Here is a 16224-nt window from a genome sequence, read left to right as displayed (position 1 = left end):
ACTTCTAAGCCAACGGTAAAATCGCTTCTAACTCTGCATGTGGGCGTGGAATCACATGAACAGACAACAGTTCTCCTACACGCTGTGCAGCTGCCGCTCCTGCATCAGTTGCTGCTTTCACAGCACCTACATCACCACGTACAAGGACTGTAACAATCCCTCCACCCACATGTACCTTACCAATGATATTGACATTGGCAGCCTTTACCATTGCGTCTGCTGCCTCAATGGAGCCAACTAGCCCCTTTGTTTCAATCATTCCTAATGCTCCAAAATTATTCATACTTCAATTCCCCCTACGTTATCAAAATGCTTCAGCATCTTCTGGTAATGTTTGTCCACCATCAATAATAATGGATTGTCCTGTAATAAAACCTGCCTCCTTGCTGCTGAGGAATAGTGCTGCATAGGCAATATCCTCAACACTGCCCAATCCACCGAATGGAATAGCCTTTGCCATCTTCTGCAAATATTCCTCTCCAAGACCATCTAATCCTTCTGTTGCAATATTGCCTGGAAGAACTGCATTAACGGTAATATTATAGTGTGCTAATTCAAGTGCTGCAGTTCGCATAAAACCAAGCTGTGCCGCTTTACTTGCTGCATAATGTGTCCACCCTGCATATCCTGTCACTGGACCTGTAATGGAGGAGGTAATAATGACTCTTCCATAATCCGCTTTCTTTAAATAAGGAGCACATGCTTTCACAGCGAACATCGTTCCTCTTGCATTAACATTTAATACATGATCCCATTGGTCTGTGCTCATATCCTCTAGCTTGACAGATGGAAAAATGCCCGCATTTGAGCATAAAATATCGATGGCACCATATTTACTAGCAACCTCTTGTGCCATATTTTCCACAGATTCATAGCTTTCTACATCGACAGCCGCCCCTGAAGCAGAGTAGCCTTGCATCTGTAGTTCAGATGCTAATTTTGTCGCATGCTCTAAGCCTCTTGCAGCAATAACAACATGAGCACCTTGCTTTGCAAACACTGTCGCAATGCCTTTACCAATTCCTTTACTTCCACCAGTAACAATAACAACCTTCCCAGATAAATCTACTTTCAAATCCATCTCCCACCTTTTCAAATGATTGTGTGATTAAGTCGGTTTTTTAGCAATTTCCATCACTAAACCATTAACAGCATCTTCTGGGCGTAAAATAGTAGTAGAGGCAATCCATTGGTTAGCAGCTTTGGCCATTTTTGTACCAATTTCAATTGCTTCCCGAATTGCCTCCGTATCACCTTCAATAGCAATTGTTACAAGTGCTAAATCAATTGTTTCTTGTCGAAGCAATCTAATATTTGCTCCTTTTAACATGGCGTCTGCTATTTGAATAGAAATGGCAAGACCTCTCGTTTCCACAATACCAATCGATTTTGTCATGTAACAACACTCCTGCTAGTTTCTTAGAATACGAATGCCTTTCTCATGAATCAGATCAAGGGCAAGTGGTGTAATCTTTGTATGCAATGGAATTTTTAGCTGCTGCCCTTTGTATGATCTAATCATTTCCTCTGTAATAAAATCGGCTTGAATATCATAATGAATGAGATTTTCCTTATCCTTGATATAAGGTATAAGCTGTGAGAATAACTGAAACTCACAGCCAAATACCTGTAAATTTTTTATGTGCTGCAGAAGCATTTTCATGTAAGCATTTGGTTCCTTCGTTGTAAATACGACAGACATTTTATCATCAGGAACTAAAATAGCTGGCTCATCTTTCAGTAATAATTCAGTCAGGAACAAGGATGCCGGGGAATGGGGCAATCCTTGTGCACTGCTGACAATGAAAGACTGATCAACTTCAAGAAATACTATTGCATCATGAAACATTTGGGATGGGGTATCCGCATGCCACTCCTCCACTTGGAAATAGCTTTTTAATGTTTCAACCTGCCTATTTGAGATTGTTGTTTGGGGATGAACAATCAATACTCTTTTATTCGTGCTCACAATGGTAGTTACCACTTCTTGAATAAGGCGTTGTAATGCTTGCATATCCATTTATGTCACCCCATTTTCATGAGCTTTCCAGTTTGATCAGCAATGATAGATGCTGCATTGGCCTCATCTGTATCAATATGCATCTCTAGTCTGAAATTTGGTGACACACGAACAACTACGTTCATAATTTGAATTTGGCGAACCTCATTCGTAATTTCTACCTTCACAATTTCTTGATCCGTTACATTGAATGAAGCTGCCTCTGTTTCGGACATATGAATATGAGCCTGTGCAATAATAAGCCCGTTTTCTTTATGCAATATTCCATGTGTTCCTATTAAAGTAATCGGAGAAGATTTTTCTAAATCACCTGACATACGAATAGGTGGGGAAACACCTAGCTTTATTGCATCCGTTTGGCTTATTTCAATTTGTGTATCCTGACGGAATGGTCCTAATACCCGAACCTTATCAATTTGACCTCTAAGACCTTTTATAGTAATAACTTGCTCTGCAGCGAATTGGCCCGGTTGGGAAAGATCCTTCCACTTTTCTAGTTGTGCATTTGCGCCAAATAAATGAAAGAAATCCTCTTCACTGACATGACAATGGCGAGCTGATACAGCAATGGGGATCGCACCAGCTGCAGAATTAGACACAAGCGTTTGATGGTTTGTCATCTAAACACCTCCAATTCTTATTTCGGTAAAATGGCTAATAGTTCTGAATGCGGACGTGGAATCACATGCACTGATAATAACTCGCCAACGCGACGTGCTGCCTCAGAGCCTGCATCTGTTGCGGCCTTAACTGCTCCCACATCTCCCGTTACTAAAACTGTGACAATTCCTCCACCAACATGCACTTTACCTACAATATTAACGTTTGCAGCTTTCACCATAGCATCTGCTGCTTCAATAGATCCAATTAACCCTCTAGTTTCAATCATTCCTAATGCTCCATTAATTTCCACGCTCATTTAAAATTCCTCCTCTAGACACTTAATTTTGTAACGATTTCTTCTACTATTTTTTGAATCATAGTTGCATTCAATTGTGTTTCTTCTTTAACTTGAAATGAAGGGGATATTTCTTGTATATTTTTGGGATGTTGTGGCTTCGGTATCGAGAGTTCCTTGATGCCATAAGCAACTCGTTTTTTATTGATTAAATGACGAGCTGAAATATTATCACTTGTAATATTTCCACCATATGCCCCACAGCCTAATGTAAAGGAAGGCATTAAGCTTGTAGTACCGCCAGCAGCACCCACTGATGCCAATGTATTGACTAAAATTCTAGACACTGGCATTTGTGCAGCAAACTCTTTGACAAAGCGCTCATCTTGAGCATGAATTGCTAAACTATGCCCCCTACCGCCAACATCTAATAATTGTTGGCATATTGTTACCGCATCCTCATGAGATTTGGCGGTATACAGTCCTAAAATCGGCGATAGCTTTTCCATGGAAAATGGATATTCTTTTCCTATTAGATGCTCCTCAGCCACTAATACTCTTGTAGATGAAGGAACATCAATATTCGCCATTTTGGCGATAACTGTAGCTGGTTTGCCCACAATTTTGCTATTGAGTGTACGTGGGACAGGAGAAATAACTTTTGCTAATTTTTCCTTGTCTTCTCCTTTTAGAAGCACAGCTCCATTGTTAGCTAAAGCTGTCATTACTTGATCCTTTACATCTTGATGGACTACAATCGCCTGCTCCGTTGCACAGATAGTAGAATTATCAAACGACTTACTATCCATAATTTGCTGAACAGCGCGAGCTATATTTGCCGTGCGATCAATGTACGCAGGGACATTTCCTGGTCCAACACCATATGCAGGTTTACCTGAGCTATAGGCAGCCTTCACCAGTCCTGATCCTCCAGTCGCTAAAATTAACTGTACGTCTTTATGTTGCATTAATGCCTCTGTTCCTTTTAATGTTGGATGGGTAATCCATTGAATCAATCCCTCCGGAGCACCTGCACGAATAGCTGCCTGATGACATATTTTTAATGCCTCAATCGTACAGTTGACAGCTGTTGGATGGGGACTGAAGACAATTGCATTTTGAGCTTTCAGGGCAATTAGTGTTTTATAAATCGCGGTAGCAGTTGGATTTGTAACAGGTGATACTGCTGCAATAACCCCATATGGATAAGCAATTTCTATCTGCTGTGCCACATAATCCTCCTGTACAATACCGATTGTTTTTTCATCACGTATTGATTCATAGACACCTTTTGAAGCGAGCTCATTTTTTATTCTCTTATGCTCAATGACACCCATCTGCGTTTCTGTTACAGCTAGTATTGCCAGATGCTCTGCTTGCTCAAAGGCTTCTTGAGCGATTGCTTCGATAATTCGATCCACCTGTTCTTGCGAAAAGCTAGAAAACTTTTTTTGGGCACTAGATGCTGCTATAACAGCATCCCTTGCCTCTTGAATAGATAGTAAATCTTGATCCTTAATCATTCGACCACCCTCCCATCATGAAAACTTTTTAATGGCGATTAAGTCGTTTGTTGGAGACGGTGCTGATTTAGAGACAACGAATGCTTGCTGTTGATGTAAGCTATCCCAATTTTGCAGCTCCTGTGCAGATAAAGCCTCATATACACTAGTAGCAACGACAGGCTGTTGAGACGTATTCACGTTTGAATTCATCAGGTGAAATGACTGCCATTCTTGCAGCTCGCCTTGTGTTAGGCCTTGATAGCTACCATCCGATTGAGAAGTTTGTGAAATTTTCTCCATTACTAACTCAGTAATTTTTGCAATCAATTGATGGTCCATATAATCACTCCTTTTTTACAAACATAGCTACTAATGATTCATCATAGGATTCAATGATTTTCGTAGCATCTGGTAGATAATCTTTCGGATAAACTTCTTTTGGGATAATGCCGACGGAAAATAGCATGCCTGCGTTTTTTGCAAAAAGCATATCAGCATTGGAATCACCAATCATCACTGTCCGTTCAAGTGGCACATGATAGCGTTCCCTTGCCACATAAGCCAAGTCTGGAAATGGCTTGCTATAAACTGCTTGATCACTTCCTAAAACAAATTCAAATTGCTCTAGAATATCTAGCCGTTTAAGATGAATCTCCGCTCGATCAGTTAAATCGGCTGTGATAACGCCTAATTTTATCCCACTATTTTTTAAAGCCATTAATAGCTGTCGAATACCTGGTAGTTCTTTTACAGTTACATCCTCTTGCTGAGCAGTAGCTAAACTTGCTGCAGCTCTCGCTAATGTCACACCCTTACTCCACGCTATTCCTTCTTGGTAAAGTAAATAGGCGACAATCGTTTCTGCTTCTTGTATACTTCCAATGGCTAATGGACTTGTTGGATCGATGGAGCGACCATTGTCTTTTACACCTATATTTTTTAAAAACTCCTGCAATGTAAACCTAACTTTAAAATCCGAATTTTCAGTTAAATGAAGGTAAAAATTTGTGGCCCATGATATCCATAAAGAATCCATTTCAATAATGGTTCCATCCTTATCAAAAATAATCCACTCTACTTGATTCATTGGAGGACACATCCTTTTACTCTATTCTCTAATCGCTTCAATGGGTGCTCCAGTAACCTGACTTTCATGTGAAGTAGTCGCTTCTTTGGCAAAGCGTTCTTCTGGAGCATCTTCGTTAATTTGATGACGAGCCCAAATCCAATAGTAGATACTTGCAGCAGCAAAAACTGCTAACGACACGATGAAAAATGTAAAGTTGGCAAAGAAACTTGCAAAGATAGCAATAACTGCTAGCACTAAGGAAACAATTGGTGTAAATGGATATAATGGTGTTTTAAATGTTCTTACAAGATTTGGCTCTTTTTTACGTAAAATCAACACTGATAAATTCATCGTAATATAAGACACTAATGCCCCGAATGTAGAAATTAAAATGAGATCATCAGGATTGAATAAGATAACAAGTGCTAGACCAATAAAGCCTGGTAAAATAATTGCCATATAAGGCGTCTGACGCTTTTTATGCATCTTTGCTAAAATGCTTGGTAAATAACCTGCTCGAGATAAGGCATAAACTTGACGTGAGTAAGCTAAAATAACACCTGAGAAACTAGCAATTAATCCAACTAATCCTACAGAAGCTAAGATTTGAGCCAGCCAGTACGTATTACCAAACGCTGCTGCAATTGCTGCTGGAAGTGGATCTTCCGCTACAGTCATAACATCAATACCAGCAAGACCTATTGCCACAGTTGTCGTTAGAACGGACAATACTAATAATGTGATCATTCCAGAGATTAAGCCCTTTGGCATGTCCTTTTGTACATCTCTCGTCTCCTCAGATAGCATTGGCAGCATTTCAATGGCTAAAAATAACCACATAGCGTATGGTAAGGCAGACCAAACCCCTTTAAATCCACCAGGTATTAAATCACCATTTTCAGGGAATAAATGAGCCACATTAATTTGTGGTAATCCAACGAAATACATTAATACTAATAGTCCAAGCGCTATAAAGACAAGCACCATTTCAATTGTTGCATATTCTTTAATACCCATAATATGGACACCCATGAAGAGAGCATACATGAAAGCTGCTGCTACTACTGTCGGAACAGATGGGAATAAAAAGCTTATATAGCCGCCGATACCTATGGCAATAATCGGTGCTGCAATCACATACTGAAGCACAACTCCAATTCCTGTAATAAAACCAATATATCTTCCCATTGCACGTCTAGCAAAAGAGTATGGTCCACCTGCATACGGTAACATCGTCGATAATTCTGAGATTCCTAAGGTCATTGTTAAATACATAATAGCCATAAATATTGTAGCGATTAGCATCCCTAAGTAGCCAGATTGACTTAATCCAAAATTCCATCCAAAATAATTTCCAGAAATAACAATCCCAACACCAATTGTCCATAAGTGAATCGGTGTAAGGGCTTTCTTTAATACAATTATTTCACCCTTTTTAGAAGACATAGCATTCGCCACCTTTTCTCATTATTTAGATGTTACCGTACTCTACTTTTCTCCAAATATGCATTCACTAAAGCATCACTCTGTACTGTATAGTTTTCACCTAGTAATCTTGTTGTTTCATTATCGCGGCTACCTATCCAAGAAATAAGTTGTAGTCTTCTCATTAAAATAAATGTTGGAATCATTTCAATTTCGTCATCCGTTAAAATTCTGATTTTGCTATAGCCTTTTAACCAAGAAGCAATTAAATCATCCAGGTAAGGCATATGCTCTATAAAGCTTACTGACGTGGCTAAATCATATAAAAACCAACCAAATCCACAATCGTCAAAATCAATAACTTTTATTTCATCTCCACAAATTAATAAATTGGCTAGGCGTAGATCTGAGTGTATAAGCCCAAACCTTGTCTTGCTTTTACCGAATACTTCTAACTTCTTATTAATAATGAGAGATGCTTCTTCATATAAAGCTAGACGTGAAGGTGTTATACCAAGTCCATCCTGCCATCTAGCCCATTTCGGTGAGTCTCCTAAAATCGTGTCATAATCCCACGTCATGCGTTTAAAATCTTTATAATACCCATGCTGCTCAATTGTATGCTTATGGAACATCGCTGTTATCGTTCCTAATGTTTCAAATTGTTGAATTAAATCTTCTTCATTATTTTCATCGGGCGCATTTCCCTCCAAAAATGTAAATAATGTGCTATAATAGATTGTGTCATTTAATTCATGAGCATGTACGTAGTCACCGTCATCTGCTCGAATTGGTAATGATACATCGATGGGAGATTGCTCATGTAATGAGTTTAGCCAAGCAATCTCCGCTTCTATCTCTTCTTTCTTATGATAATTCGGTCGACTAATTCTCAAAATATACTTTTCACCTTGTCCATCCTCTACTAAATACGTAGAATTTTCGGAATAGTCTATCATTTTGCGGGATGCGCCTGCTAAACAGCCGAATTCCTTCAAGGCATTATGCGCTGCTTGATGAAAATTAGATAGTACAACCTCTAAGTCTAAGAAATCCATTTGTCCCATTTGAAAACCCCCTTGTTTACAAATCGCCAATCTTTCTACATTCAATAACGAGCAAACTTTACAAGCTGTGCAGCCTCTTTAATACCCGCTTCACATTTTTCAAGTAACTCATCACAATATGCTTTATCGCATAATAAGCCTGGTTTAAACTGAAGAACTCGTGTATCGAGCATTGAATAAATTGCCCATACCCCATGCTTGTACAAGGAGCTCATTACATGCTTTGCACCCTCAGGATGATTAAACTCTAACCCCATGACAACCCCTAATTGACGTATGCCAACAAAGAAATCTGGGTATTGCTGTTGGATACGCTCTAATCCTGAACGTAAATAACGTGCGACATATTCCACATTTTTGACCACTTCTGGTCGTTGAGAAATTTCTAATACCTTCATGGCAACAACACATCCAAGCTCAGCACCACCGAAAGTAGAAATATGAGCTAGTCCATCTTCTACCATCCAACCGCCAGCTCGCTCATTCACAACAGTAGCAGCAATTGGATAGATACCTCCACTTAAACCTTTAGCTGTCACGAGAATATCCGGTTTCACACCATAATGTTCAATACCCCAGAGCTTTCCAGTTCTCATTAACCCTGTTTGTACTTCGTCTGCAATATATAGTGCACCGTAGCGTTCACATAATGCCTTCACACCTGATAAATAATCAGCATTTGGCAATGGGAAACCATATGTCGCCGGAATTGTTTCGATAATAACGCTCGCTACATCTCCTTTGGAAAGCTCTCGCTCCATCGCCGCTAAATCATTAAACGGAACATGTGCAAATTCACTTGGATCACCTTCACTTAAAAAAGGCTTAGAATAGCGTTCATTCCCTAATGACACGGCTAAACCGCTATGTCCATGGTAGCCATTTTTAATCGAAATGGTTTTTTTACGTTTTGTAGCATAGCGAGCACATTTTAAGGCAACATCAATCGCTTCACTACCACCACTTGAGAAAATCGTATATTTTAAACCATCTGGCGTGCAGGCAGCTAATTTTTCAGCTAATTGTGCACGAGCTGTTGAAGGAAAATGATGATTACCAATATCGAAGTAATTTGTCCCTTCAATTAATGCGGCGATAACTTCTGGATTACGATGACCTAAATTATAAGTTCCGCCATTTAAATGGGCATTCATTAGTTTTTTGCCATCTACATCATAAAAGTAATAGCCTTCTCTTTTTCCGATGACGAGATCAACGCCATCTACTTGCCATTGCTTTGTTTTCCCTGGATTCCACCAGTCAATTGATTTCTGTAAGGTTGCTTGTTTATTCGCAAAATAATCCATGTTTTCCACCTTCCTATACGTTGACATCCTCCAAAATTTCACCTGCTATTAATAGTTCAACCTTTTTCTGGGCCAAGCGTTCTTGCCATTGTGTAGAACTTTTTTGATCTGTAATCACCATGGCAATATCTTCCAAATGACAAATGTGCGCAAATGTGGAGACTCCAAATTTCGTGTGATCCGCTAAAATAATCGTATTTTCAGCTCGCTCTATTAATTTCTTTGAAATCGCGGCACCAGTAATATCATAGTCTGTAATGCCATCATTTAAAGAAATTCCACCAGCAGCTACAAAGGCTTTATTTGCCTTTAATTGATTAAAAAATATATCAGCTAATGGACCACCCATAAATTTTTGTCGATGCTCATATTCACCTCCTGCAAAAAGCACCTTGCCCTGGAAGCATTCTGCGGCTAATGATAGAACCGGGAGAGAGTTTGTTACCACTATTACATTTGGTTTATCACTTAAATAACGAACGATTTCATAGGCTGTTGTACCATGACCAATAAAAATAATTTCTCCATCCTCCACAATACTCGCTGCAGCCTTGCATATCATTCTTTTCTCTAAGTTGTTGAGTGAAGTTTTCTGTTCAAATGTCCGTTCATACTTTTCTTTAGCTTTCACGGCACCTCCATAAACTTTGTGTAGGAGCCCTTCCTTCTCCAATCGGTCCATATCTCTACGTATAGTCTCACCTGATACGTTTAATAGTTGTTCGGCATCACTTACCTTCACTTTGCCTTCTAAATCTAAAATATCTAAAATTACTTTTTTGCGTTCCTCAAACGAAAGGGACATACACAATCACTCCAAACACATAGTAAAATCCAACAAAATCCACAAATTCAACATTCAAATTCTGTATTTATGTGGATTTGTTTTGAATTTTATAGAATAGTTAGACAATTGTCAATACTATAAATATTAAATTTATCTAAATTACGGTTATTTTTTCTCCTTAAAACTATATTTTTCTACAAAAATATAGTTCCCTAGTTGTTTTATGATAACTAGGGAACTTGTTTAGTTTCATTAAAATACAACATCAATCCAAATTAATCCAAACACTCTTCACTTCAGTATAATTTTGTAGAGCATACACGCCCATTTCCCTACCAATGCCCGATTGTTTATACCCTCCAAAAGGAGAAGCAGGGTCTGTCATATTATAGCAATTCACCCATACTGAACCTGCCTTTAATTTTGCGGCTAATGAATGCGCATGCTTTAAATTCTGTGTCCAAATGCCTGCTGCCAGCCCAAAATTCGACCTATTTGCTCTTTCTACTAATTCATCCAAACTATCATACTCCAGCACAACAACAACTGGTCCAAAGATTTCTTCTTGTGCAATTGTCATCGTATCAGAAACATTTGTAAAAATAGTAGGCTCCATATAATAGCCATTGTCAGCCGATTTACCACCACATGCTAATGTTGCTCCCTCCTCGACACCTATTTCAATATAGTTTTTAACACGATTTAGCTGTTTTTCTGAAACGAGTGCTCCCATTTGTGTTGCAAAATTTAAAGCATGACCCTGTTGAATTTTTGTAGCATAACTCACCATTTGTTTAATAATCTCCTCAGACTGGCTACGATGAACAAATACTCTTGAACCTGCACTACAAACTTCACCTTGATTGGCCATTATACCTGAAAGAACACCTGGAATTGCAGTACTTAAATCAGCATCCTGCAAAATAATATTAGGAGACTTTCCTCCAAGCTCTAATGTCACTCGTTTCATTGTGTCAGCTGCTTTTTTCATAATACCTTTTCCTACATCTGTAGAGCCGGTAAAGGCAATTTTATCGATTTTCTCATTTATCACTAATGCCTCTCCTGCAATTGGACCAAAGCCAGGCACAATATTAATAACACCTGGAGGAAAGCCTGCCTCTGTCACCAACTGGGCAAAATAAAGAGCAGACAACGGTGTTTGTTCTGCTGGCTTAAGGACAACAGTACACCCGGTTGCTAATGCAGGTGCAACTTTCCAGGAAACCATCATAAACGGAAAATTCCATGGAATGATCTGCCCCACTACACCTACTGGCTCATGTCTTGTATAATTTAGAAAATTCCCCGCTACAGGCAGGACTTGTCCCATATTCTTCGTTGCCCAGCCAGCAAAATATCTAAATTGCTCAACAGCATTTGGAATATCATTTCCCAACACCTCATTAATCGGCTTACCATTATCCATGGCATCAATCTGAGCGATTTCCATTTTATGCTCTTCCATTAAATCCGCTAGTTTTAGCATCATTAATGCTCTTTGAGCAGCATCCATTTTTGACCATGGTCCATGATCAAAAGCATCTCTTGCTGCTTCCACTGCTGCATCTATATCCTCCGCTTGGGCTTCATATACATCCGTTATTTTTTCTCCAGTGGAAGGATTTATGGTTTCGAAGGTTTTACCAGCTTTTGATTGAGTAAATTCTCCGTTAATATATAACCCCTTTGTTTCCTCTAAAAAAGCTTGCACTTTAGGTAATAATTCAATTGCCTGTGGTAATTTCATCTCTAGCATAGATAGACCTCCTTGTTAGATTGATTGATCTAAAATATTATAGATGTCCTGTCTAGACATTTTACGTGGATTCGGCACCATGTACTGCGCATCATGGAAGGCAATATCAACTAAAACATCGATTTGATCTTTGCTTACACCTATGGCACCCAACTTCTCAGGAATTCCCGCTTCTTTCGTTAGGTTCTTCACATAGGCAACAGCTGCTTTGGCTGCCTCTTCTACTGAAAGCCCTTCAATATTGACACGTAAGGCTTCAGCAATATCTTTAAATTTCTCAGGATTAGCAATCCAATTGTATTCTAGTAAATAAGGCAATAGAATAGCATTGACAATACCATGTGGAGCATCATACTGCGCACCGATAGCATGTGATATCCCATGCACCATTCCTAACCCTGAATTAGCCATTCCTAAGCCTGTAATAGAACTAGCTAATAACATGCCATGCATAGCCTCCGTATTTTCACTATGGGCAATCGCAGGTAATAATGATTTTCCAATTACTCTTACTGCATGTAAATTAAGTGCATCCGTAAAATGCGAGCTCCAAATAGATACATACCCCTCAATAGCATGTGTTAACGCATCCATCCCTGTAGAGGCTATTAGACCGCTTGGCATAGCACGTAATAAGCTTCCATCTAATATCGCCACTCTAGGGAATAAATCTTCTCCAAAAACTAATTTTTTTGTTTTCAATCCCTCTGTCTCATCCGTAATAACTGCTGCATTTCCACTTTCACTCCCTGTTCCTACCGTTGTTGGAACAGCAATTAACGGAAGTGCTTTTTCAGCATATTGATCGAAGCCATAATAGGCTGAAATAGAGCTCTCATTTGTTAGCATAATCGCTAAAGCCTTGGCACTATCAATTACACTACCTCCACCTACAGCGACTAAAGCTGATATCTCCTTTTTCCTATAGATATTGGCAGTTTCATCAATACTTGCAACATCTGGATTAGGTTTTACCTCGTCATATATCAAAACCTCAATATTTTCAGGGATTTCACCAAGTACATTTTTTAAAATACCCGAGTGCTTAATCCCTTGATCTGCTACCATCAAAATGCGATGAGCACCCATTTCTTGTAGAACAAGTCCTAATTTTTTTATAGAAGATACGCCCGTATAAATCTTCGTTTTGGCATTAAAAACTGTTTCCGAGTATGCATTCATCGTTAATCCTCCCTATCAAGTTAAATATCTCTCTGCAAAAACACTATAAAATTCAATAGCATCAAAAAATGCATTCATTTCAATATGTTCATTTGGCTGGTGTGCTAAATTTTCATTGCCAGGACCATAGATGATAATAGGTGCATTGGTAGCAGTTGAAAAAACAGAGCCATCTGTATAATAATTAACACCCTTTTCCAATAACGTCACATTGGATAACTCATTTTTCACCGCTTTCAATTGTGCTAATAATGCTTGACTGCCTGAGTAATCAATGGAATTTAAATCGTGAATCACATGGACCTTTGCATTGAAGTCATGAACTGTCTTTTGAATTTCCCCAATAATTTCTTTAATATCCTCTACTATTTCTTGATGAGATAGCAATGGTGTGGATCTAATATCTATACGTATAGCACAATAATCAGGTATTACATTGGTAGTAACACCCCCTTTTATCGTACTAATGACAAGTGTTGGTCGACCTAGTAAAGGATGATCTTCTACTGCTCTAAATGAATAAGTCTGTAAAGCGCTTATAATTTTATGCATATGCGTAATAGCATTTATACCATTTTGAGGCATTGAACCATGTGCTGTTTTACCGAAAGTTTCAATCTCTAACCACAAGACACCCTTATGTGCACAAAAAATCTCTCCGCTGCTCGGTTCAGCAATAATAATGGCACCTGCATTTTTTATAATATCAGTTTCAATGGCTTGTTTTGCACCTATGCAATCCACCTCCTCACCTGCTGTTCCTAAAAACAATAAATCTCCCTTTAAAGGAATCTTTTTTTCCTTTAACATAATCATTGCCTCTAGTAAAGCAGCTACTCCACCTTTCATATCTGTCGTTCCCCTGCCATACATTTTGCCATCAATGATTTCAGCCAAAAAAGGCTCGTAATCCCAAGGTACATCTCCAACAGGAACTGTATCCAGATGACCACTAAATAGCAATGATGCTTTTTTCTCCTTTGCATGGCTCAATAACTTTACAATGATGTTTGCTCTAGCATCATCTATCATTTGAATATCGACATCTAAGCCGTAGCTCGTACAATGCTCAGCTATTTTATGAGCAACTACCAGCTCATTAGCAGGTGGATTGACACTATTGATTTGAACTAAAGTTTGTAAAAATTGTGTCGCTCTTTCTTCATTGATCAAAATAACACCTCCCTTCCTAGACTGGTATCACAATAGATATGTAGCGGATGCTTTTACCCAAAATTGTCAAGAACAATCAAGCTACAAATCTAAAAATAAGTGAAAATTACAAAATTTTAGTGTATTATACTAGTAATCTCACCTTTCACTTACTATAGCATTGTATTTTTTGGCTAAGAGCCAAAAGAATGCTTCCATTTTTATATAAAATAAAATTACTACTGCGTTGCTCTAAGCATACATAATCACCTTTTCATCAATACATTTATGAGGTGATTAACTTGCGGATAAAAGATGTTATGATTTTACAAGAATTTACACATGCTAAGATTATCGCTGGAAAGGATTTATTGGAAAAGGAAGTAACAGGAGCTACTATCGTAGACGCACCAGATGGGTTTTCTTGGATTGAACGGGGAAATTTCATTCTTACAACAGGTTTTCCATTCTTAACAAACGAAAACAGTTTAGATGAAACATTAAAAAAATTAATTCTGACACTCTCTGAAAAAGGAGTCAGTGCCTTAGGAATTAAAATTGGTCGGCATATTCCGTCTATTTCCATAGACGTGCAGAATTTTGCAGAACAATATGAGATTGTTATTGTTGAGCTAGACAACCAAATTGCTTGGGCAGATATGATTATTCCGATTGTCAATCATATTAATAATGAACAAAGACTTGAATTAGAAAAAGTAAAGAATATCTATGAGGAATTCCAATATTTTTTATTATCAAAAACCGATTTTCAACAATTACCACTATTAATTGAAAAATTAACTTTCCAAAAGACTACTATTTATTTACATTCTATCGATAAGTTGTATAGCTCATTTGAATTAACGCCTGTTTATGAAGAAATCACTTCAGACATTATCCATATTATTAAAACAAAAAACCTAACGAAAGAAAGTTTTCAGGAGCTTCCCATCCAAGTGTATGTGAAGCCGATTTACGAAAACAGATATCTAGAAGGCTGTATTATTCTTTGGGATAGTCAAGATATTCACGCTCCATGGGAAAAAGTGGCCATCTCACAAGCCACTGCTATTCTATTAACTGAGCTACAAAAGATAAAAAGTATTATTTCACTTTCACAGCAAAATAGGAGCGGCTTTCTAGTAGATTTATTACATGGAAAATTTAATAGTACTGAGGAGATCATTCGTGTTTCGAGAGAGGTCAATTGGGATTTGACGGATCAACCGCATCAATTACTTTTAATCGAATTAAAATTCCCGGATTATAACAAACAAGATACACTTATCTTAACATCAAATTTTATCTTCTTATTAGAAAAATATACATTAACCAAGATAGGGTTTGATTCCAATAATTATTTAGTTATGCTGTTAGATGCGACAGCAGAAATTGATGTTGCCTTTATTTGTGAAAAAATTGATTACTTATTAGCCAAATATAATGTCAAAAACGCCTATTTCGGCGGAATTGGCAGGTTATATGATTTACAATCTATTGTAAAAAGCTACAACGAGGCATTAGTGTCATTACATTTTGCACAAGCGAAAAAAAATCAATTATCGAAGGTTATAAATTTTGAACAATTAAATTTCGAACGAATCCTTTTCTCCAGTCAGCCTATAAAAGAGGCTTCATTTCTTCAGCAGGAATACTTAATGCCATTAAAGGAATTTGATGAGAAAAAGACAGCTGAGCTCTATAATACACTGAAAGTATTTTTATTTAATAATGCCGATTTTAATAAAACAGCTGAGCAGCTATTCGTTCATAAAAATACAGTCCGTTATCGCCTTAGTTTAATTAAAGAAATCTCAAAGCTCAATCCTGAAAAATTACAGGATCAAATTTTGTTTTATATTGGCTTTTTACTAGAAGAGCTCCAACTGCCCACCTATCAATAGCTATAACAAAAACAGTCTATTTTTATCGATTACATAAAAATAGACTGTTATAGTTTTGAAAAACTAAATGGCCAAGGGACTCTTTGTGAACACTACTAAGTCAAATGAAGGTGATTTCCGTTCCAGGCTACTCGCTTTGCCGCTGACGC

At 38.0% G+C, this 16224-nt stretch carries 17 protein-coding genes; 1 reads left to right on the top strand and 16 read right to left on the bottom strand.

Annotation, left to right across the window (positions count from 1 at the left end; all coding sequences use genetic code 11):
- Positions 1–4: 4 nt before the first annotated feature.
- The 16 genes from AC3WOM_RS16960 to AC3WOM_RS16885 form a co-directional block, all read right to left on the bottom strand.
- Positions 5–283, bottom strand: coding sequence for a BMC domain-containing protein (locus AC3WOM_RS16960; RefSeq protein ID WP_427537915.1), 279 nt, complete (start codon positions 281–283; stop codon positions 5–7).
- Positions 284–304: 21 nt separating this feature from the next.
- Entirely contained in the window at positions 305–1075 is a 771-nt protein-coding gene (gene fabG / locus AC3WOM_RS16955; protein WP_427537913.1) for a 3-oxoacyl-ACP reductase FabG, read from the bottom strand.
- A gap of 33 nt (positions 1076–1108) precedes the next feature.
- On the bottom strand, positions 1109–1396 hold the full coding sequence (locus AC3WOM_RS16950) for a BMC domain-containing protein (RefSeq protein WP_427537910.1): 288 nt from the start codon (positions 1394–1396) through the stop codon (positions 1109–1111).
- A gap of 15 nt (positions 1397–1411) precedes the next feature.
- On the bottom strand, positions 1412–2020 hold the full coding sequence (locus AC3WOM_RS16945; RefSeq protein WP_427537907.1) for a hypothetical protein: 609 nt from the start codon (positions 2018–2020) through the stop codon (positions 1412–1414).
- Positions 2021–2025: 5 nt separating this feature from the next.
- Positions 2026–2640: a phosphate propanoyltransferase gene (gene pduL / locus AC3WOM_RS16940; RefSeq protein ID WP_492447687.1), complete on the bottom strand. Its 615-nt coding sequence runs from the start codon at positions 2638–2640 to the stop codon at positions 2026–2028.
- Between the two features lie 17 nt (positions 2641–2657).
- Positions 2658–2939 (bottom strand): BMC domain-containing protein, encoded by a 282-nt coding sequence (locus AC3WOM_RS16935; protein ID WP_053995836.1) that lies wholly within the window; start codon positions 2937–2939, stop codon positions 2658–2660.
- A gap of 14 nt (positions 2940–2953) precedes the next feature.
- A complete protein-coding gene (locus AC3WOM_RS16930) occupies positions 2954–4441 on the bottom strand; it encodes an aldehyde dehydrogenase family protein (protein WP_492447686.1) in 1488 nt (495 codons plus the stop codon).
- Positions 4442–4456: 15 nt separating this feature from the next.
- Positions 4457–4762 carry a hypothetical protein gene (locus tag AC3WOM_RS16925; RefSeq protein ID WP_492447685.1) on the bottom strand — a complete coding sequence of 102 codons (306 nt, stop codon included), beginning with the start codon at positions 4760–4762 and terminating at the stop codon, positions 4457–4459.
- A gap of 4 nt (positions 4763–4766) precedes the next feature.
- Entirely contained in the window at positions 4767–5510 is a 744-nt protein-coding gene (locus AC3WOM_RS16920) for an HAD family hydrolase (protein ID WP_492447684.1), read from the bottom strand.
- Positions 5511–5531: 21 nt separating this feature from the next.
- Positions 5532–6938 (bottom strand): ethanolamine permease, encoded by a 1407-nt coding sequence (eat, locus tag AC3WOM_RS16915; RefSeq protein ID WP_427537891.1) that lies wholly within the window; start codon positions 6936–6938, stop codon positions 5532–5534.
- 32 nt (positions 6939–6970) lie between these two features.
- Complete coding sequence (locus AC3WOM_RS16910; protein ID WP_492447683.1) at positions 6971–7984, bottom strand: phosphotransferase enzyme family protein; 1014 nt, start codon at positions 7982–7984, stop codon at positions 6971–6973.
- Positions 7985–8025: 41 nt separating this feature from the next.
- Positions 8026–9291, bottom strand: coding sequence for a class-III pyridoxal-phosphate-dependent aminotransferase (locus AC3WOM_RS16905; RefSeq protein ID WP_427537885.1), 1266 nt, complete (start codon positions 9289–9291; stop codon positions 8026–8028).
- 13 nt (positions 9292–9304) lie between these two features.
- Positions 9305–10096 carry a DeoR/GlpR family DNA-binding transcription regulator gene (locus tag AC3WOM_RS16900; RefSeq protein ID WP_492447682.1) on the bottom strand — a complete coding sequence of 264 codons (792 nt, stop codon included), beginning with the start codon at positions 10094–10096 and terminating at the stop codon, positions 9305–9307.
- A 247-nt stretch (positions 10097–10343) separates the two neighbouring features.
- Positions 10344–11828, bottom strand: a complete 1485-nt coding sequence (locus AC3WOM_RS16895) for an aldehyde dehydrogenase family protein (protein ID WP_427538384.1) — start codon at positions 11826–11828, stop codon at positions 10344–10346.
- 24 nt (positions 11829–11852) lie between these two features.
- Positions 11853–13019, bottom strand: coding sequence for an iron-containing alcohol dehydrogenase (locus tag AC3WOM_RS16890; protein WP_427537879.1), 1167 nt, complete (start codon positions 13017–13019; stop codon positions 11853–11855).
- A 15-nt stretch (positions 13020–13034) separates the two neighbouring features.
- Positions 13035–14192, bottom strand: coding sequence for a M20 family metallopeptidase (locus AC3WOM_RS16885; RefSeq protein WP_427537876.1), 1158 nt, complete (start codon positions 14190–14192; stop codon positions 13035–13037).
- A gap of 281 nt (positions 14193–14473) precedes the next feature.
- Here AC3WOM_RS16885 and AC3WOM_RS16880 point away from each other — a divergent pair, with 281 nt between their 5' ends.
- Positions 14474–16075 (top strand): PucR family transcriptional regulator, encoded by a 1602-nt coding sequence (locus AC3WOM_RS16880; protein WP_492447681.1) that lies wholly within the window; start codon positions 14474–14476, stop codon positions 16073–16075.
- Positions 16076–16224: the final 149 nt, after the last annotated feature.

This window comes from Lysinibacillus sp. FW301-JW8, assembly GCF_058788755.1.
Note: the sequence above shows the minus strand (reverse complement) of the source record. Positions and strands in the feature narration are given on the sequence as shown.